A 17,362-nucleotide genomic window follows, 5' to 3' on the forward strand; every position below is an offset into this window, starting at 1 on the left:
GGTTGTCCGGGTGAGCCACGACGTGACGCCTTCGACCGACAGCCCCTTCCGTACCGAGCCGACCGCACGCGACCAGGCACCCCAGTTCGTGCTGCCCCTGGTCGTCCGCATCGAGAAGGCCGCTCCGCCCGCCCGTACCGACGCCCTGCAGACCGCCGCCCGCGCCGTTCTCGTCCTGCTCGGCGACGAGCGTTCGGCCGGCGACGGGGAGTGGGCCGAGGCCGTGCGGGACTGGCAGGACGCCCGGATCCGGAAGGTCGTACGGCGGGCCCGGGGCGCCGAGTGGCGGCGGGCCGAGGCGTTGCCCGGGATCACGGTGACGGGGAAGTCGGCGGAGGTGCGGGTGTTTCCGCCCGTGCCCCTGGACGGGTGGCCCAAGGAGCTGGCCAAGCTCCAGGTCTCCGGTACGGACCTCGACGACCCCGAGCCGCCCGCGCAGGCCGATGTGACCGCCCCGGTGCTGTGGCTGAACCCGGATCTCGACATGTCGGCCGGCAAGGCGATGGCCCAGGCCGGTCACGGTGCCCAACTGGCCTGGTGGGAACTGTCGGTCGAGGAGCGGGCCGCCTGGCGGGACGCCGGGTTCCCGCTCGCCGTGCGGACGGCGGAGCCCGGGCGCTGGGCCGAACTGACCACCAGCGGGCTGCCGTTGGTCCGCGACGCCGGTTTCACCGAGATCGCGCCGGGCTCCTGCACCGTCGTCGCGGACCATCCGGCGCTGCGATGACCGGGGTCGACGGGCGCGTCGAGCGGGGCAACCGCACCCGGCGGACCGTGCTGCGGCGGGCCGTCGACATCGCCTCGGTCGAGGGGCTGGAGGCGCTGTCCGTGGGGCGGCTGGCCGGGGAGCTGGAGCTGAGCAAGAGCGGGGTGTTCGCCCTGTTCGGGTCCAAGCAGGAGCTGCAACTGGCGACCGTGCGGGAGGCCTCGCGGATCTTCGTCGCCGAGGTGCTGGACCCGGTACCCGAGACGGCCGACGGGCTCGCCCGGCTGCGGGGCCTGTGCGAGGGCTGGCTGCGCTATTCCGAGGAGCGGGTCTTCCCGGGGGGTTGTTTCTTCTACGGCGTGATGGCCGAGTTCGACGCGCGCGAGGGGGCGGTGCATGACGCTCTCGTCGAGGCACAGCGCGCCTGGCTCGGGGAGTTGGAGAGGTGTGCCGAGCGGGCGAGGGCCGCGGGTGAGCTGGGCGCGGACACCGATCCGTCCCAACTCGCATTCGAGGTCGTCGCGTTGATGGAGACGGCGAACGCGATGTCGGTGCTGCACGGCGAGGCCGCGCCTTATGCCAGGGCCCGGCGGGGCATCGCCTCACGGTTGCGGGGCTGAGATCTTGAGCCGGCCGGTCGCCGAGCCGTTTCACTCCCGGAAACTAGTAGCACGATCGTTCGTTTAGTTTTAGGGTCGGGGCATGGGCACCGACTTCATGGGAGTTCGGATGGATGTCGTCGAGCTGGACCGGATCGCCGTACAGGAGGCCGTGCGGGTGGTGGAGCCGGCCCGGGGCGCAGACGACTCGGACTGGGCGCGGGACACTCCCTGCCAGGGGTGGAACCTGCGGCGACTGGTGGCGCACATGACCGCGCAGCACCGCGGGTTCGCGGCCGCGGCACGGGGCGCGGGCGGCGAGCTGGAGTACTGGCGGGAACCGGACGGGGTGGGCGAGCCCGCCGCGGCGCATCGCGCGGCCGCGGACGCGGTGCTCTCGGCGTTCGCCGAACCGGGCGTGCCGGAAAGGGAGTTCGTGCTCCCGGAGCTGGGCGGAGGGTTCGCCGGCCGTACGGCGATCGGCTTCCACCTCGTCGACTACGTCGTGCACGCGTGGGACGTGGCGGCCGCGCTCGGCGTGCGGCTCCGGCTGGCCGACGAGGTCCTCGTCGCGGCACTGGCGGTGGCCCGGCGCGTTCTGGTGGATCCGGCCGGCCGTGGCCCCGGGTTCGCGTTCGCGCCCGCGCTGAAGGTTCCGGAGGGGGCCGGGCCGCTGGAGGAGACGCTGCGGCTGCTGGGCCGGGAGCCGCAGTCGTGGCCCGGAACGGGCGGGTGACCTCGCCCTGCCCGAACCTCAAATGTTGCTCTGAACGTCCTGCCGGGACGGTTGGGGCCCGGGCCCCGGGGCCATACCTCCGTCACGCCGCGGGGGCGACGACCGGAGCGGATGCGGGAGCGGCCGAGGAGGGGACGGACCATGGAGCGACTGGGCACGGGGATCGGGTGGCGGCCGGAGATCGCGGACGCCGTGGAGGGCATGCCGGGCATCGACTGGGTCGAGGTCGTGGCCGAGAACGTCTGCCCCGGACATCTGCCCGAGTCGCTGCGGCGGCTGCGCGAGCGCGGGGTGACCGTGGTGCCGCACGGCGTCTCGCTCGGCCTCGGCGGAGCGGACCGGCCCGACGCCGGGCGGCTCCAGGCGCTCGCCGAGCGGGCCGAGGCGCTGGGCTCTCCCCTGGTCACCGAGCACATCGCGTTCGTCCGGGCGGGCGGCCCGCTGACCGCCTCCCCGCGGCTGGAAGCGGGACATCTGCTGCCCGTCCCGCGCACCCGCGACGCCCTGGACGTCCTCTGCGAGAACATCCGCATCGCGCAGGACGCGCTGCCGGTGCCGCTGGCCGTGGAGAACATCGCCGCACTGATCTCGTGGCCGGGCGAGGAGATGACCGAGGGCCAGTTCCTGTACGACCTCGCCGACCGGACGGGGGTACGGCTGCTGATCGACGTGGCCAACCTGCACACCAACCACGTCAACCGCGGCGAGGACCCGGCCGAGGCGCTCGCCGGGCTTCCCCTGGAGGCCCTCGCCTACGTCCATGTCGCGGGCGGCTTCGAGCGGGACGGGGTGTGGCACGACAGCCACGCCCACCCGGTTCCGCGGCCGGTCCTCGACATCCTCACCGACCTCGCGTCCCGCATCTCGCCGCCTGGGGTACTGCTGGAGCGGGACGAGAACTTTCCCGAACCGGCCGAACTGGAAGGGGAGTTGACGGCGATCCGGGAGGCGGTGGAGAAGGGGGGCGGTGCCCGGACCGACGGCGCGTGGCGCGCTGCCGCCGAGCCGTCGAGCGTCCCGACCGACCTCGCCCGCCAGCGGCTCGCCCTCGCCCAGACCGCGCTGCTGTCCGCGCTCGTGGCCGGGACGCCGGTGCCGGAGGGCTTCGACCGGGTGCGGCTGGGGGTGCAGGCACGGGCGCTCGCGGGGAAGCGGGCGGATGTGGTGGCCAAGGTTGCGCCGGAGTTGCCGGTGATCCTCGGGGCGGGGTACCGGCCGGCGTTCCTGAGGTACGCGCAGGGGGCGCCGATGACGGACGGGTACCGGTGGGACGCGCTGAACTTCGCCGAGCAGCTGTTGCTGGACGGGGAGCTGTCGCTGGGCGGGGAGCCGGGGGACGCGCGGGTGCAGCGGGAGCTGCGAGAGTGGTGGCTGGAGCGGTCGGGACCGGCACCGACATCCCGGAGGCCGACGCTCCGGTTGGCTCGGGCCACGCGGAGGGTGCTGCTGCGGCGGTGACGGGACGGGGGCGGGGGCTCGGGGCCACGGGCCGCTGCCGCGGTGCCCGGGGAAATCGACATTGACCCGGCAGTAATATGTCAACCCCGCACCTGAGACTCACTAGCGTGCGGTGCCGCAACAGGAGGCACCATGCGACCGCGACCACGACCGCCCGTCAAGGGACGAGGCATCTTCTCCGGCACCGGCGTCATCATCGCCGGCCTGACCGCGACCCTCGTGGCGCTGCTCGTCCCGATCTGGTCCTACGCCGACCGCTCCGGCACGGGAGTGAGCGTGCTCAACGCCGGGATCGTGACGACGCCGTACGGGCCGCTCTCCGCGCTGGACCGCGACTTCGTCACGAAGGTGCGGCTGGCGGGGCTGTGGGAGCTGCCCGCGGGACAGCAGGCGCAGCAGAAGGGGACGACGCAGGCCGTGCGGACGGCAGGGCAGCACCTCGTGGAGGGGCACACCTTCCTCGACGCACGCGTGCGTGACGTGGCCTCGAAGCTCGGACTCGCCCTGCCCAACGAGCCCAACGAGCAGCAGAAGCAGTGGCTCAGCACCCTGGACCAGGCCCAGGGCGTCGAATACGACCGCCAGTTCGCCAACATCCTGCGTCTCGCGCACGGCCGGGTGTTCTCCGTCGTCGCCCAGGTCCGCGCGAGCACCCAGAACTCCCTGGTGCGCGCCCTGGCCGACGACGCCAACAGCACGGTGCTGGACCACATCAAGATCCTGGAGGCCACCGGATACGTCGACTTCGGCGCCCTGGCCCGGGACCTGGCCGCGGGCAGCACCCCGCCGATCACCAACTCCCCCGCGCCGCCCGGTCCGACGGCCGACCCGGGAGCGGTCGTCCCGGTCACCCCGTCGCCGTACGCCACGACCTTCACCCTTCCTCCCGCCGCCTCCAGTCCGCCCCCGGTGCCCGTCCCGTCGTAGTGCACTCGCGGACAAACGGAACGTCACACACCGACAACACATCGTCCGGATCGTGAACAGCCCATGGCGCCGCCAGGAGCCTTTGGCATAGAAACGCGGCATGTTCTGGGTTCTCCTGCTGCTCCTGGCCTGGGCCGTCGCCGGTACCGCGTGTACGCGGCTGTGCCTGGCCGCCGTACACGCGGCGGCCCCGGACGCGGATGCCCGGGCCCATGATCTGACGTTGTACGAGGCCGCGTTCCTCTCCGGCGGACCGCGGCGGGTCGCCGATCTCACGCTCGTCTCGATGGCCCGGCAGCGCCGGCTGCTGCTGGCCCACACCGGCTGGGCGACCGTCGTCGATCCGCGCGGGCGGGACGAGATGGAGCGCACGGTCATCGGGGCCATCGGGCCCGAGGGACAGTCCCGGATCGCTCCGGTGCGGGCGGACGCGGCCTCGGCGGACGCGGTGCGCAGCCTCGCCGACCGGCTCGTGGACGCGGGGCTCGCCGTGCCCGACGGCTCCCGGTCCGGCATCGCGGCGGGCGTCCGCCAGGTACGGCTGGCCGCGGGGGCCGTCGTCGCGCTGGGGGCGATCGCGCTGCTGGCGCCCGCCCCGTCGGAGATGCCGCGGCACCTGGTCGCCCTCTGGTTCGCGCTGCCGCTCGCCCTCAGCCTGAGCTGTCTGGCCATCGCACGGATGGAGGTCCACCCGTACTCGCGCTGGGCGTCCCCGGCGGGCCAGCGGCTGCTCGGCGCCCTGACCCGGCGCGCCGGGGGCACGGACGAGCGGACGTATCTCACCTGCGTCGCCGTGCGCGGCATCAGCGCGGTCGGCGAACCGGACCTGCGCGCGGCCTTCGCCCACCGTGAGCAGCACCACGGCCGTCCCGGCGAGGAGCGGCGCGGAGAGCGGCCCGGCGGACACGGCGAGAAACACCACCGCCCGCACCGCGACTGAGCCCTTGCCCGGGGGCGCACGGAGGCATTGGGGCCGACACCGGCGGGGCGATGCTTGCCCTCGCCCACGGCCGAACGAAACTTCCCTTTTGTCGCTGCCGCGCACCGAAGGGGACACCGATGAGAGCTCCCGCCCTCTACACGGCCGCCGGATCCTTGCTCCTGGCCACGCTCACCGCCGCACCGGCCGGGGGCGCTCCGGCCGCCCCGGGCGCGGCGGAGCTCCACGGCACCGCCGTCGCCGCCGCGCGCGCCGGAGCGGTCGGCGTCCGCTTCGGCACCTGCCCCGCGGTGGAGGACCTGCCCGACGGCATCCAGTGCGGCACGGTGTCCGTCCCGCTCGACTACGCGCGCCCCGACGGCCGGCAGATCAAACTGACCGTCAGCCGGGTGCGGGCCACCCAGAAGGACCCGCACAACAGCAAGCGCCGGGTGCCCCGGCAGGGCGCCCTGGTCTTCAACCCCGGCGGTCCCGGCGCCTCCGGCATGTACTTCCCGCTGGTCGGCGCGCTCCCCGAGTGGAAGGGGCTCGCCGCGGCCTACGACCTGGTGGGCTATGCCCCGCGCGGGGTGGGCCGTTCGGCACCGCTGTCCTGCACGGACCCGAAGCAGTACCTCAAGGCGCCCACGCAGGCGCCGGCGCACCCCTCGCCGTCGTACAAGAAGGAACGCGTCGCGCAGGCGAAGGCGTACGCGCGCGGGTGCGCGGACCGGGCGGGCGCGGCCCTGCCGTACTACACCTCCCTGAACAACGCCCGGGACCTCGACGTCCTGCGGGCCGCGCTGGGCGAGCAGAGGCTGACGTTCATGGGGGCGTCGTACGGGACGTACTTCGGCGCGCTGTACGCGGCGCTGTTCCCCTCGCACGTCCGGCGGATGGTGTTCGACGCGGCGGTGAACCCGGCCCCCGAGCAGGTGTGGTACCGCAACAACCTGGACCAGTCGGCCGCCTTCGAGGAGCGCTGGACGGACTTCCGGGAGTGGGTTGCCCGGCACGACGACGTGTACGGGCTCGGAGCCACGGCCGAGGACGTGCTGCGCAGCTACGACAAGGCGGCGGCGCAGCTGGCCGCCGAACCGGCCGGCGGGAAGGTCGGACCGGGCCAGCTCCAGGGCGCGTTCCTGTCGGCCGGCTATTACGACGACCTGTGGCCGCACCGGGCGCAGGCGCTGTCGGCGTATCTCAAGGGCGATCCGAAGCCGCTGATCCAGCAGGCGGGACCGCATCAGGAGGCGGCGAAGGAGGCGGAGAACTCCAACGCGGTCTACACGGCTGTCGAATGCAACGACGCGCCCTGGCCGACGGACTGGAAGGTGTGGGACCGGGACAACACCCGGCTGGCGCGGGTGGCGCCGTTCGAGACCTGGGACAACGTGTGGATGAACCTGCCCTGCGCGTACTGGCCCGCGGCCCGGCAGGAGCCGTTGGACGTGCGGACGGGGCCCGGTGAGCTGCCCGCGACGCTGATCCTGGCCGCCGAGAGGGACGCGGCCGCTCCGTACGAGGGCGCTCTCGAGCTGCACCGGCGGCTGTCCGGCTCGGTGCTGGTGACCGAGCGGGACGCGGGCACGCACGGTATCGCGGGCGGCCCGAACCCCTGCGTCAACGGATACCTGCACGCCTACCTGCTGGACGGCCGCCTCCCGGTGCGGCGCGCCGCGTGCGCCCCGCACCCCGAGCCCGAGCCGAAGGGCGGCTCCCGGAAGGCGGCCGGCACACCGGCCCGCTGATCAGGCGAGGCCCGCCACGAGGTCGCCGAGGTCCTTGCGGCGGCCCGTGTAGAACGGGACCTCCTCGCGGACGTGCATACGCGCCTCCGACGCCCGCAGGTGGCGCATGAGGTCGACGATGCGGTAGAGCTCGTCGGCCTCGAACGCCAGGATCCACTCGTAGTCGCCCAGGGAGAAGGAGGCGACGGTGTTGGCGCGGACGTCCGGGTAGCCGCGGGCCATCTTGCCGTGGTCGGCGAGCATGCGGCGGCGGTCCTCGTCGGGCAGCAGGTACCAGTCGTAGGACCGCACGAACGGGTAGACGCTCACGTAGTCGCGGGCGTGCTCGTCCGCCAGGAACGCCGGGATGTGCGAGCGGTTGAACTCGGCGGGGCGGTGCAGCGCCATGTTCGACCAGACCGGCTCAAGGGCGCGCCCGAGCTTGGTGCGGCGGAAGAGGTTGTACGCCTCCTGCAGCTGGTCGCTGGTCTCCGCGTGCCACCAGATCATGACGTCGGCGTCGGCGCGCAGCCCGGACACGTCGTAGGTGCCGCGGATCGTGACGTCCTTGGCGGCGAGCTGGTCGAACAGCTCCTGGACCTCGTCGGCGTAGCCGGTGCGGTCCTCGGGGAGCACGTCCTTCAGCTTGAAGACGGACCAGAGCGTGTAACGGATGACCTCGTTGAGGTCCTTGGCCAGCTTGCCCTTGTTCGGGACCCTGCCGGACTCGGGGGTGGGGGCGTCGTTGCTCATGGCCCCTATTCTCCCGCTCCGCCGTGCAGGCTCTGCACCGGGTTGGCCGTGAGCTCCCGTACGGCGGTCAGGTCGCCCTGGATCTGGTCGACGGCCGCGTGGGCGCTCGCGATGCAGGCGGGGATGCCGACGCCGTCGTACTGCGCGCCGCACACCGCGAGGCCCCGGAGCCCGGCGACGTGCTCCCGGATGCGGGCCACGCGCGCGTGGTGGCCGACGGGGTACTGGGGCAGGCCGTCGGTCCAGCGGGTGACACGGGTTTCCAGGGGCATGGCGTCGAGGCCGGTCGCCTCGCGCAGGTCGCGACGGGAGACGTCCACGAGGTCGGTGTCGTCGCGCTCCAGGATCTTCGTCTCGCCGTAGCGGCCGACCGAGGTGCGCAGGACGACGACGTCCGGGTTCTCGTCGGCGATCCAGCCCCACTTCTGGGAGGCGAAGGTGGACGCCTTGATGGTGCGGCCGTCGACCGGCGGGACGAGGAAGCCGCTGCCCGCGGGCAGGGCCGTGCCGGAGCGGCGGTAGGCGAGGGTGACCAGGGCCATGGACGCGTACTCCACGGTGTCGAGCTCGGTGGCGGCCCCAGGGGCCTCGGCGCGCAGCAGGCCCGCGGCGGCCGGGGCGGGGACGGCGACGATCACGGCGTCGGCGTGCAGGACGCGCTCCCGGTCCCTGGTCACGACCTTCCAGCCGCCGGACGGCTCGCGGCGCAGCTCGCTCACCGGGGCGCCGGTGACGATCTCGCCGCCCCGCGCCCGGACCGCGTCGGCGACGGCGAGCGGAAGGGTGCCCACGCCGCCCTCGATGCCCATGAACACCGGCCCGGTCTGCTGGTTGGCCGCCATGCGCGCCTGGATCTCGCGCACGCCTTCGGTGAGCGAGGAGTGCGTCCTGGCCACCTGGAAGAGCTGCGGGACCGCCGAGCGCATCGAGATGCGGTACGCGTCGCCCGCGTACACGCCGCCCAGGAGGGGTTCGACGAGGCGGTCGACGACCTCGCGGCCCAGGCGGGCCGCCACGTACTCACCGACCGCCACGTCCTCGCCGACCTCCGTGCGGGGCAGGCCGGCGTCCTGCTCGATGCGGGCCAGGCCCTCCTCGGAGAGCACCCCGGCGAGGGCCTCGGCGGTGCCGGGGACGCCCATGACGTGGCCCTTGGGCATGGGGCGCAGGGCGCCACGGGTCCAGATCGAGGCGGTCGCGGTGGCCGGCGGCTGGAGGCGCTCGTCGAGGCCCACCTCACGCGCGAGGGCCACCGCCTCCGGCCTGCGGGCCAGCATCGACTCGGCGCCGAGGTCGACGCGGGCGCCCGCGATGTCGCCGGGCAGCAGTTTGCCGCCGACGCGGTCCGAGGCCTCGAGCACGGTGACGCGCGCGCCGCGCTGCAGCAGCCGGTGGGCCGCGGCCAGTCCCGCGATGCCGGCTCCCACGACGACGACCTGTGATCCGCTCATGGCCCCAGCCTCTCAGACCCCACTGACAGTGCTCCGGCGGCCCGGTGTCCTTCACGAGTCCTGACCGTGACCGCATCGGGACCGCCGGAGTCCAACGTTCACGCCCCCTCCGGCGTCGAAGGACCGTCAGTTGTTCACGCAGTTGTTCACGACCCTCGGGGGGAACGCCCATGCGCACATCACGATCACGACATTCCGTACGGCCCGCGCAGGCCCTGGCCGGCCTCCTGCTCGCCGCGGGCCTCGCCCTGACCGGGTGCAGCGGAGGCGCCAGCAGCAGCAGCGACGGCGGCAGCGCCCTGTCCGACAACAAGGCGGCGCAGAGCCGGGCGGACGGCGCGGCCGGCGCCGAGGCCGGCGCGGGCGGCAAGCAGGCCACCACCGCGCCCCAGCCCGCCGTGAACCACATCATCCGCACCGCCACGCTGACCGTGCAGGTCAAGAACGTGCCGAAGGCGCTCGCCGCAGCCCGCACCACCACCGAGAACGCGGGCGGGTTCGTCGGCAAGGAGTCCACCTCCCGGGACGAGGAGGGCCGGGAGCAGACGGAGGTGGTGCTGCGGATACCCGTCGAGAAGTACGACGAGGTCCTCGGCGACCTGGAGGGCGCGGGCAAGCTCCTGGAGCGCACCGCGAACGCGCAGGACGTCACCGACCAGGTCGTCGACGTGGAGAGCCGGATCGCGACGCAGCGCGCGAGCGTGGCGCGGATCCGGGAGCTGATGGACAAGGCGACCAGGCTGAGTGACGTGGTCACCCTGGAGGGCGAGCTGAGCACCCGTCAGGCAGACCTGGAGTCGCTGCTCGCCCGCCAGGCGTCCCTGAAGGACCGCACCAGCCTGGCCACCATCACCCTGTCCCTGTCCGAGTCGCCGGTCGTCCAGGCCGCGGAGGACGACGACCCCGGCGTCGTGGACGCGCTGGCGGGCGGCTGGGACGCGTTCGTGACCATGCTGCGCTGGGTCGTGGTGGCGGTGGCCGCGGTGCTGCCGTTCCTCGCGGGGATCGCGCTGCTGGTGCTGGTGTGGCTGCGGCTGGTCCGGCCCCGGCTGCCGCGCCGGCCCGCGCCCGCGGCCGCCTCGACCGCGCTGGGCCCGCTGCCCGTGGCGCGTCCCGTCCCGGACCCGGGAGGCGCTCAGGAGCCGGGACGTACGCAGGAGCGGGGCGAGCGGGGCTGAAATGCTGGGCCCTCGTAGCGTGTTCACATGAACATGAGCCGTACGCGGGACACGAGGGAACGTCTGGTCGTGATCGGTGGCGACGCCGCGGGAATGTCCGCGGCGTCGCAGGCACGCCGGATGAGAGACCCCGACGAGCTGGAGATCGTGGCGTTCGAGCGGGGCCACTTCACCTCCTACTCGGCGTGCGGCATCCCGTACTGGGTGGGCGGTGACGTCACCGAGCCGGACCAGCTGATCGCCCGTACGCCCGCGGAGCACCGGGAGCGGGGCATCGATCTGCGCATGCGCACCGAGGTCACGGAGATCGACGTCGAGCGGCAGCGGGTACGCGCGCGTGACCTGGATTCGGGGGCCGAGTCCTGGACGTCGTACGACAAACTCGTGATCGCGACCGGCGCCCGCCCGATCCGCCCGGACATGCCGGGCGCCGACGCCCCCGGTGTGCACGGGGTGCAGACCCTCGACGACGGCCAGGCGCTCATCGACACGCTGGCACGCACGCGTGGCCGCAAGGCGGTGGTGGTGGGCGCCGGTTACATCGGTGTGGAGATGGCCGAGGCCCTGATCAACCGCGGCTACGAGGTGACGGTCGTCAACCGCGGCAGCGAGCCCATGTCCACGCTCGACCCCGACATGGGCCGGCTGGTGCACGAGGCGATGGAGGGCCTCGGCATCACCATGGTCAACGACGCCGCGGTGACCAAGGTGCTCACGGACGAGGACGGCCGGGTGCGTGCCGTGGCCACGGAGGACGCGGAGTATCCGGCGGACGTGGTGGTCCTCGGCATCGGCGTGCGCCCGGAGACGACGCTCGCGCGGGCGGCCGGCCTGCCGCTGGGCAGCCACGGCGGCCTGCTGACTGACCTGGCGATGCGGGTGCGCGGCCACGAGAACATCTGGGCGGGCGGTGACTGCGTGGAGGTCCTCGACCTGGTGTCCGGGCAGGAGCGCCACATCGCGCTCGGCACCCACGCCAACAAGCACGGCCAGGTCATCGGCACGGGCGTCGGCGGCGGCTACGCCACCTTCCCCGGGGTCGTCGGCACGGCCGTCAGCAAGGTCTGCGACCTGGAGATCGCCCGCACCGGACTGCGCGAGAAGGACGCCCGTCGGGCGGGCCTGCAGTTCGTGTCGGTCACCATCGAGTCCACCAGCCGGGCCGGCTACTACCCGGGCGCCTCCGCCATGACGGTGAAGATGCTCGCCGAGCGCCGCACGGGGCGGCTGCTCGGCGTGCAGATCGTCGGGAGAGAGGGCGCCGGAAAGCGGGTCGACGTCGCCGCGGTGGCCCTGACGGCGGGGATGACGGTGGAACGGATGACGGCCCTGGACCTGGGGTACGCGCCGCCGTTCAGCCCGGTGTGGGATCCGGTGCTGGTGGCGGCCAGGAAGGCCGTCGCGAAGGTGCGGGGCTCCTGAGCGCTACGCCGTCCCGTTGATCCGCTCGATGGCCTGGCGGGCCTGGTCGGCCGGCGGCCGGGGCGGCAGCGCCGAGACGGAGGCGCTGGCGCTGCTGGGCATCGCGGCCGGCTGCTCACCCGCCGGCTTGGCGTGGGTCCCGGCCCGGGTGGACCTGAGCCGGTTGCTCACCGCCTCGTCGAGCGTCACCGGCCGCTGCATCTGGGCCGCCAGCCGCCCGGCCTCCTGACCGAGCCTCGCCACGTCCTCCCACGGCAGTCGCACCACCAGGGAAAGTTCGGCCTCACCGTCGGGAAGAGCGTGCATCGGCGGAGTAATACGGTCGTTCATCGCTGTTCCTCACGTAGTCCCCGCGGCCCGCCTTCCCCGTGCCGCGGGCGGTTGAGGAGACATACGCACGCGTGCGTGCGGGTGTTCACCGACAAGGCACCGATTCGAGGGGCCCATCGGGGGCAGTACTTCCTTGTGGTCATCCCCGTCCATGACGTGAACCCCGTGCGCCGCACCCCCGTGGTGACATACGCGCTCATCGCCGCGAACATCCTGGTGTTCCTGTACACGCCCGGCCTGGCCGGCTCCGTGGCGGGCGACAGCAGCCTGTCGCAGCTGTGCCATCTCCAGGCGTTCCTGGACCACTGGGCGGCGGTCCCACAGGAGTTGATCCACCATCAGATGCCGCGGCTTGTCCCCACGGGCGACGTCGGCACGAGCGCACAGGGCTCGGCGGGCTGTGTGGTGGCCCCGCCTGACTACGACAAGTCGCCCGCGCTGTCGGTCCTGACGGCGATGTTCCTGCACGGCGGCTGGCTGCACCTGCTGGGCAACATGCTGTTCCTGCTGATCTTCGGCAACAACGTCGAGGACCGCATGGGACATGTGCGCTTCGCGCTGTTCTACGTCGTCTGCGGCTACGCGGCGTCGTACGGCTTCGCGCTGCTCAACGCCGACTCGGGTGACCCGCTGATCGGCGCCTCGGGGGCGATCGCCGGGGTCCTGGGCGCCTATCTGGTGCTGTATCCGAAGGCCAGGGTGTGGGTCCTGGTGCCCTTCCTGGTCTTCCTGCCGCTGCGACTGCCGGCCTGGCTGGTGCTGGGCTTCTGGTTCGGGCTCCAGGCGGTGTACTCGTCCGGCGAGGGCGTCTCCGCGGCGGGCACGGTGGCGTACGCGGCGCACGTGGTCGGTTTCCTCGCCGGGATGCTGCTCGCCTGGCCGCTGAAGCCGGGCACTCCCCCGCCGCCGGAACCGCGCGGTCTGCTGTTCGGCAGGAAGGCGCGGCCCCGGCACACGTGGTGACTCAGCGGGCGGTGTGCGTGTGGACGTACTCCACGAGGCGGGTCAGCGCGTCCGGGTCGGTGGCCGGCATGACGCCGTGGCCGAGGTTGAAGACATGGCCCTCCAGGCCCTCGGCCGAGTCGAGGACCTCGCGGGTCTTGGCCTCGACGGCCTCCGTGGACGCGAACAGGACCGTCGGGTCGAGGTTGCCCTGGAGCGCCTTGCCGGGGCCGACGCGGCGGGCGGCCTCGTCGAGCGGGACACGCCAGTCGACGCCGACGACGTCCGCGCCGGCCTCGCCCAGCAGTGGCAGCAGCTCACCGGTGCCGACGCCGAAGTGGATGCGGGGGACGCCGTACCCCTCGACCGCCTGGAACACCTTCGCGGAGGCGGGCAGGACCGAGCGGCGGTAGTCGGCGGGGGCGAGGGCGCCGGCCCACGAGTCGAACAGCTGGACCGCGGAGGCGCCGGCCTCGATCTGGACCTTGAGGAAGGCGGCGGTGATCTCGGCGAGGCGGTCGAGGAGGTCGGCCCACAGCTCGGGGTCGCCGTACATCATCGACTTGGCGTTCTCGTACGTGCGGGACGGGCCGCCCTCGACGAGGTAACTCGCGAGGGTGAAAGGCGCGCCGGCGAAACCGATGAGCGGGGTCGGGCCGAGCTCGCGGGTCAGCAGGCCGATGGCCTCGGTGACGTAGGAGACGTCCTCGGGGGTGAGGTCGCGCAGCTGGGCCAGGTCGGCGCGGGTGCGGATGGGGTGCTCGACGACCGGGCCGACACCGGGCTTGATGTCGAGGTCGATGCCGATGGCCTTGAGCGGGACGACGATGTCGCTGTAGTAGATCGCCGCGTCGACGCCGTGACGGCGCACCGGCTGGAGAGTGATCTCGGTGACCAGCTCGGGGCGCGTGCACGACTCGAGCATCGGGATGCCCTCGCGGACCTTGCGGTACTCCGGCAGCGAGCGCCCGGCCTGGCGCATGAACCACACCGGGGTGTACGGCACGGGTTCGCGCCGGCAGGCCTTGAGGAAGGCGGATTCGTACGTGGCTGACGGCGGCGTCTCGAGTGCACTCACGTCGGAAAGTCTCGCACGGTGCGATGCGTGCCGAGTGCGCGGTGTCTGTGTGGGCATGGAGTCGAGTCAGGGTGTCTAGGCCCGCACCACGCCCCCCTTCCCCTTAACCTTCCCGCATGGCTGCGGCACAAGGACGACTGTCGGACGACTCGGGTGGAATGGACGACGCGAAGGGGAGTGACCGGGAGGGGAGCGGTGCGGCTCCGCCGGCTTTCCAGGCCGCGGTTCACGCCCTGCGCGGCAGTCGGCTGCGGCCGCAGATCGAGATCGAGCCGACCCGCGCGCCCCAGCGGCTCGCCCCGCACGCGTACGCGTTGGAGGCGACCGTCGTCGACGGCGACCAGGACCTCGCCGACGGGCGCCTCGTGCTGCTGCACGACCCGGACGGCCACGACGCCTGGCGGGGCACCTTCCGGCTGGTGACGCTGGTGCGCGCGGAGCTGGAGCCGGAGATGGCCGCCGACCCGCTGCTGCCCGAGGTGTGCTGGTCGTGGCTGACCGGCGCGCTCTCGGCGCGCGGGCTGTCGTACGGCGAACCGAGCGGCACCGTCACGCGCGCGAGCTCGCACTACTTCGGCGGTCTGTCCGAGCGCCCCGCGACCTCGCAGATCGAGATCCGTGCCTCCTGGACGCCCCTCGAGGGCCTCGGCGGTGTGCCGGACACGGCGGGGCACCTCATCGCCTGGTGCGATCTGCTGGCCCAGGTCGCGGGTCTGCCGCCGGCCGGCCCGGGTGACGCGTCGGTCGTGACGTTGCCGCAGCGGCGGGATCCCCAGGCGCGCTGACCCCCTGCCCGACCAGCGGTACTGGCCACCCACATGGAGCATCAATTTGTCGATACGGCCACTTTCAGTCAGGAGTGAGCCATCGAACGAACCGATTTGCTCACCGAACGATCGACCGTACGTCCGAATTGCACTAATTGTTACTCACTAGATCGTGATCATTCTCTAAAGGACGCCGGGTTCGGTGCCGAAGACGTCTGTGACCTTCCCAAGCCGTCCCGCACCCCAGGAGGCCCGGTGTCCGTTCTCCTCGAGCAGCCCGCAAGCCTGGTCGCCTACCGCCCCAACAAGCCCACCGCCATGGTGGTCGTGGCCGACCCGCGTGTCCGCTCCACCGTCACCCGTCACCTCTGGGCGCTCGGTGTGCGCGATGTCATCGAAGCCTCGTCCGTGGCGGAGGCCCGTCCCCGAATCGGCAGTCCCAGAGACATCTGCGTCGCCGAGGTCCACCTCCCCGACGGTTCCGGCCTGACCCTGCTGTCCGAAACCCGCGCCGCGGGCTGGCCCAACGGCCTCGCCCTCTCCGCGGCCGACGACATCGGCGCCGTGCGCAACGCCCTCGCGGGCGGCGTCAAGGGCTATGTCGTCACCGGCACCCGTACCAACCTCGGGCTCCCCACCCGACCGGGAGCCGCCCCCATCGGCGCCGCCGCCGCCCGTATGCACCGCCGCCCCCCGGGTGCCCCGAGCCACCCGGGCGGCTACCGCGAGCTCTCCGGCCGTGAGGTCGAGGTTCTGCGGCTGGTGGCCGAAGGGCAGTCGAACAAGGCGATCGGCGTCTCGATGGGCCTGTCCGCACTCACCGTCAAGAGCCACCTCGCCCGGATCGCCCGCAAGCTCGGCACGGGAGACCGCGCCGGGATGGTGGCGGTGGCCCTCCGTACCGGCATCATCCACTGAGGCTCTTCGAGCCGCACTGTTCACGGACGTGAACCAGGGCTTTCACCGAGCTGACTGGTTTACGACCCCCAAGCGCCTGCCGACGGAACGTTCCGTCGGCAGGCGCTGTCCATACACAGATACCCTTGACATGTGACCGACGCCCAAGACACCGCAGCAGACGTTTCACTGCGAACCACCGGAGGCGGCCCTCCGGACGATGGCGGATCTTCTGTCGCGGAGGCTCCGATCCCTCTGCTGGAGCCGCGCGAGGGCATCCCGCCCGTGATCGCCGACGAGGACGCGCTCGCCGAGGTGGTCGCCGCCTTCGCCGCGGGCTCCGGCCCCGTCGCCGTCGACGCCGAGCGGGCGTCCGGCTACCGCTACGGACAGCGCGCGTACCTCGTGCAGCTGCGCCGCGCGGGAGCGGGGACCGCGCTGATCGACCCCGTGGCCTGTCCCGATCTCTCGGGTCTGGGCGAGGCCCTCTCCGGTGTGGAGTGGGTGCTGCACGCCGCCACACAGGACCTGCCGTGTCTGCGCGAGATAGGCATGATCCCCACCCGCCTCTTCGACACCGAGCTGGCCGGGCGGATCGCCGGGTTCCCCCGGGTCGGGCTCGGCGCGATGGTCGAGGGCGTGCTGGGCTTCGTACTGGAGAAGGGCCACTCGGCCGTCGACTGGTCGACCCGTCCCCTGCCCGAGCCCTGGCTGCGGTACGCCGCCCTGGACGTGGAGCTTCTCGTCGATCTGCGGGACGCGCTGGAGAAGGAGCTCGACCGGCAGGGCAAGCTGGAGTGGGCGCTCCAGGAGTTCGACGCGATCGCCTCGGCCCCGCCGGCCGAGCCGCGCAAGGAACCCTGGCGCCGGACCTCCGGCATGCACAAGGTACGGCGGCGCCGGCAGCTGGCCGTCGTGCGGGAGCTGTGGGAGGCACGGGACCGGATCGCCCAGCGGCGGGACGTGTCGCCGGGCAAGGTGCTGTCCGACGCGGCGATCGTCGAGGCGGCGCTCGCCGTGCCGGTCACCGTGCATGCGCTGGCCGCGTTGAACGGGTTCGGGCATCGGATGGGGCGGCGCCAGCTGGAGCAGTGGCAGGCGGCCGTGGACCGGGCCAGGGCTCTTCCCGAGGCGCAGTTGCCGCAGCCCGGTCAGCCGGTGACGGGGCCTCCGCCTCCGCGCGCCTGGGCCGACAAGGATCCCGCGGCGGCCGCACGGCTGTCCGCCGCCCGGGCCGCGGTTTCCGCGTTGGCCGAGACCCTGAACATGCCTCAGGAGAACCTGATCACCCCGGACACCGTGCGGCGGGTCTGCTGGGAGCCGCCGGCCGATGTCAGTGCGGAGTCGGTGGGAGCGGCGTTGGCTGGTTACGGGGCTCGAGCGTGGCAGGTGGAACAGGTGACTCCTGTGTTGGTGGCCGCGCTTTCCGCCTAGCCGTCGTGGGTGATTCCTGGGACACGGCGGCTGCG

Annotated in this window: 17 protein-coding genes; 13 read left to right on the forward strand and 4 right to left on the reverse strand. The window is 72.9% G+C overall.

The features are described 5' to 3' along the window. The first annotated feature begins 10 nt into the window (after positions 1–10). From ACGFWE_RS32825 to ACGFWE_RS32855, 7 genes are all read left to right on the forward strand, one after another. Positions 11–727, forward strand: coding sequence for an aminoacyl-tRNA hydrolase (locus ACGFWE_RS32825; protein ID WP_352382045.1), 717 nt, complete (start codon positions 11–13; stop codon positions 725–727). Beyond that, positions 724–1,326 (forward strand): TetR/AcrR family transcriptional regulator, encoded by a 603-nt coding sequence (locus tag ACGFWE_RS32830; protein ID WP_393603650.1) that lies wholly within the window; start codon positions 724–726, stop codon positions 1,324–1,326. The genes ACGFWE_RS32825 and ACGFWE_RS32830 overlap by 4 nt, the downstream gene beginning before the upstream one ends. Positions 1,327–1,408: 82 nt before the next feature. Beyond that, on the forward strand, positions 1,409–2,041 hold the full coding sequence (locus ACGFWE_RS32835; RefSeq protein ID WP_393603652.1) for a TIGR03086 family metal-binding protein: 633 nt from the start codon (positions 1,409–1,411) through the stop codon (positions 2,039–2,041). A gap of 141 nt (positions 2,042–2,182) precedes the next feature. Continuing rightward, positions 2,183–3,499 carry a DUF692 domain-containing protein gene (locus ACGFWE_RS32840; RefSeq protein WP_393603654.1) on the forward strand — a complete coding sequence of 439 codons (1,317 nt, stop codon included), beginning with the start codon at positions 2,183–2,185 and terminating at the stop codon, positions 3,497–3,499. A 132-nt stretch (positions 3,500–3,631) separates the two neighbouring features. Further along, on the forward strand, positions 3,632–4,426 hold the full coding sequence (locus ACGFWE_RS32845; protein ID WP_393603656.1) for a DUF4142 domain-containing protein: 795 nt from the start codon (positions 3,632–3,634) through the stop codon (positions 4,424–4,426). Between the two features lie 100 nt (positions 4,427–4,526). Then, complete coding sequence (locus ACGFWE_RS32850; RefSeq protein WP_393603657.1) at positions 4,527–5,366, forward strand: TIGR04222 domain-containing membrane protein; 840 nt, start codon at positions 4,527–4,529, stop codon at positions 5,364–5,366. Between the two features lie 119 nt (positions 5,367–5,485). Further along, positions 5,486–7,096, forward strand: coding sequence for an alpha/beta hydrolase (locus tag ACGFWE_RS32855; RefSeq protein WP_393603659.1), 1,611 nt, complete (start codon positions 5,486–5,488; stop codon positions 7,094–7,096). On the opposite strand, the gene hemQ is transcribed toward ACGFWE_RS32855, so the two are convergent. Both hemQ and hemG read right to left on the reverse strand, forming a co-directional pair. After that, positions 7,097–7,828, reverse strand: a complete 732-nt coding sequence (gene hemQ / locus ACGFWE_RS32860) for a hydrogen peroxide-dependent heme synthase (protein WP_020122144.1) — start codon at positions 7,826–7,828, stop codon at positions 7,097–7,099. A 5-nt stretch (positions 7,829–7,833) separates the two neighbouring features. Next, a complete protein-coding gene (gene hemG / locus ACGFWE_RS32865; RefSeq protein ID WP_393603661.1) occupies positions 7,834–9,279 on the reverse strand; it encodes a protoporphyrinogen oxidase in 1,446 nt (481 codons plus the stop codon). A gap of 170 nt (positions 9,280–9,449) precedes the next feature. On the opposite strand from hemG, the gene ACGFWE_RS32870 reads away from it, so the two are divergent. Beyond that, positions 9,450–10,457 carry a DUF4349 domain-containing protein gene (locus tag ACGFWE_RS32870; protein ID WP_393603663.1) on the forward strand — a complete coding sequence of 336 codons (1,008 nt, stop codon included), beginning with the start codon at positions 9,450–9,452 and terminating at the stop codon, positions 10,455–10,457. 27 nt (positions 10,458–10,484) lie between these two features. Further along, complete coding sequence (locus tag ACGFWE_RS32875) at positions 10,485–11,879, forward strand: FAD-dependent oxidoreductase (RefSeq protein WP_352382057.1); 1,395 nt, start codon at positions 10,485–10,487, stop codon at positions 11,877–11,879. 3 nt (positions 11,880–11,882) lie between these two features. Here ACGFWE_RS32875 and ACGFWE_RS32880 read toward each other — a convergent pair whose 3' ends face one another. Then, positions 11,883–12,209, reverse strand: a complete 327-nt coding sequence (locus ACGFWE_RS32880) for a hypothetical protein (RefSeq protein ID WP_352382059.1) — start codon at positions 12,207–12,209, stop codon at positions 11,883–11,885. Between the two features lie 135 nt (positions 12,210–12,344). On the opposite strand from ACGFWE_RS32880, the gene ACGFWE_RS32885 reads away from it, so the two are divergent. Next, positions 12,345–13,172, forward strand: a complete 828-nt coding sequence (locus ACGFWE_RS32885) for a rhomboid family intramembrane serine protease (RefSeq protein WP_352382553.1) — start codon at positions 12,345–12,347, stop codon at positions 13,170–13,172. A gap of 1 nt (position 13,173) precedes the next feature. Here the strand turns inward: ACGFWE_RS32885 and hemE are convergent, their stop codons facing one another. After that, on the reverse strand, positions 13,174–14,229 hold the full coding sequence (gene hemE, locus ACGFWE_RS32890) for a uroporphyrinogen decarboxylase (RefSeq protein WP_352382061.1): 1,056 nt from the start codon (positions 14,227–14,229) through the stop codon (positions 13,174–13,176). Positions 14,230–14,345: 116 nt separating this feature from the next. Between hemE and ACGFWE_RS32895 the strand changes: the two genes are divergently transcribed. From ACGFWE_RS32895 to ACGFWE_RS32905, 3 genes are all read left to right on the forward strand, one after another. After that, entirely contained in the window at positions 14,346–15,014 is a 669-nt protein-coding gene (locus ACGFWE_RS32895) for a DUF3000 domain-containing protein (RefSeq protein WP_352382062.1), read from the forward strand. 237 nt (positions 15,015–15,251) lie between these two features. After that, positions 15,252–15,914 carry a response regulator transcription factor gene (locus tag ACGFWE_RS32900; RefSeq protein ID WP_031044887.1) on the forward strand — a complete coding sequence of 221 codons (663 nt, stop codon included), beginning with the start codon at positions 15,252–15,254 and terminating at the stop codon, positions 15,912–15,914. 132 nt (positions 15,915–16,046) lie between these two features. Further along, positions 16,047–17,327, forward strand: coding sequence for a ribonuclease D (locus ACGFWE_RS32905; protein ID WP_352382087.1), 1,281 nt, complete (start codon positions 16,047–16,049; stop codon positions 17,325–17,327). Positions 17,328–17,362: the final 35 nt, after the last annotated feature.

Origin of the sequence: Streptomyces sp. NPDC048523 (genome assembly GCF_043199815.1) — a bacterium.
Lineage (GTDB): Bacteria > Actinomycetota > Actinomycetes > Streptomycetales > Streptomycetaceae > Streptomyces.

Bases quoted from the DNA above. Each gene is read 5' to 3' on its own strand.
- hemG (WP_393603661.1), bottom strand. From the start codon at position 9,279: ATGAGCGGATCACAGGTCGTCGTCGTGGGAGCCGGCATCGCGGGACTG.
- ACGFWE_RS32840 (WP_393603654.1), top strand. From the start codon at position 2,183: ATGGAGCGACTGGGCACGGGGATCGGGTGGCGGCCGGAGATCGCGGAC.
- ACGFWE_RS32880 (WP_352382059.1), bottom strand. From the start codon at position 12,209: ATGAACGACCGTATTACTCCGCCGATGCACGCTCTTCCCGACGGTGAG.
- ACGFWE_RS32875 (WP_352382057.1), top strand. From the start codon at position 10,485: ATGAACATGAGCCGTACGCGGGACACGAGGGAACGTCTGGTCGTGATC.
- ACGFWE_RS32845 (WP_393603656.1), top strand. From the start codon at position 3,632: ATGCGACCGCGACCACGACCGCCCGTCAAGGGACGAGGCATCTTCTCC.
- ACGFWE_RS32895 (WP_352382062.1), top strand. From the start codon at position 14,346: ATGGCTGCGGCACAAGGACGACTGTCGGACGACTCGGGTGGAATGGAC.
- ACGFWE_RS32855 (WP_393603659.1), top strand. From the start codon at position 5,486: ATGAGAGCTCCCGCCCTCTACACGGCCGCCGGATCCTTGCTCCTGGCC.
- hemQ (WP_020122144.1), bottom strand. From the start codon at position 7,828: ATGAGCAACGACGCCCCCACCCCCGAGTCCGGCAGGGTCCCGAACAAG.
- ACGFWE_RS32850 (WP_393603657.1), top strand. From the start codon at position 4,527: ATGTTCTGGGTTCTCCTGCTGCTCCTGGCCTGGGCCGTCGCCGGTACC.
- ACGFWE_RS32870 (WP_393603663.1), top strand. From the start codon at position 9,450: ATGCGCACATCACGATCACGACATTCCGTACGGCCCGCGCAGGCCCTG.
- ACGFWE_RS32835 (WP_393603652.1), top strand. From the start codon at position 1,409: ATGGGCACCGACTTCATGGGAGTTCGGATGGATGTCGTCGAGCTGGAC.
- ACGFWE_RS32830 (WP_393603650.1), top strand. From the start codon at position 724: ATGACCGGGGTCGACGGGCGCGTCGAGCGGGGCAACCGCACCCGGCGG.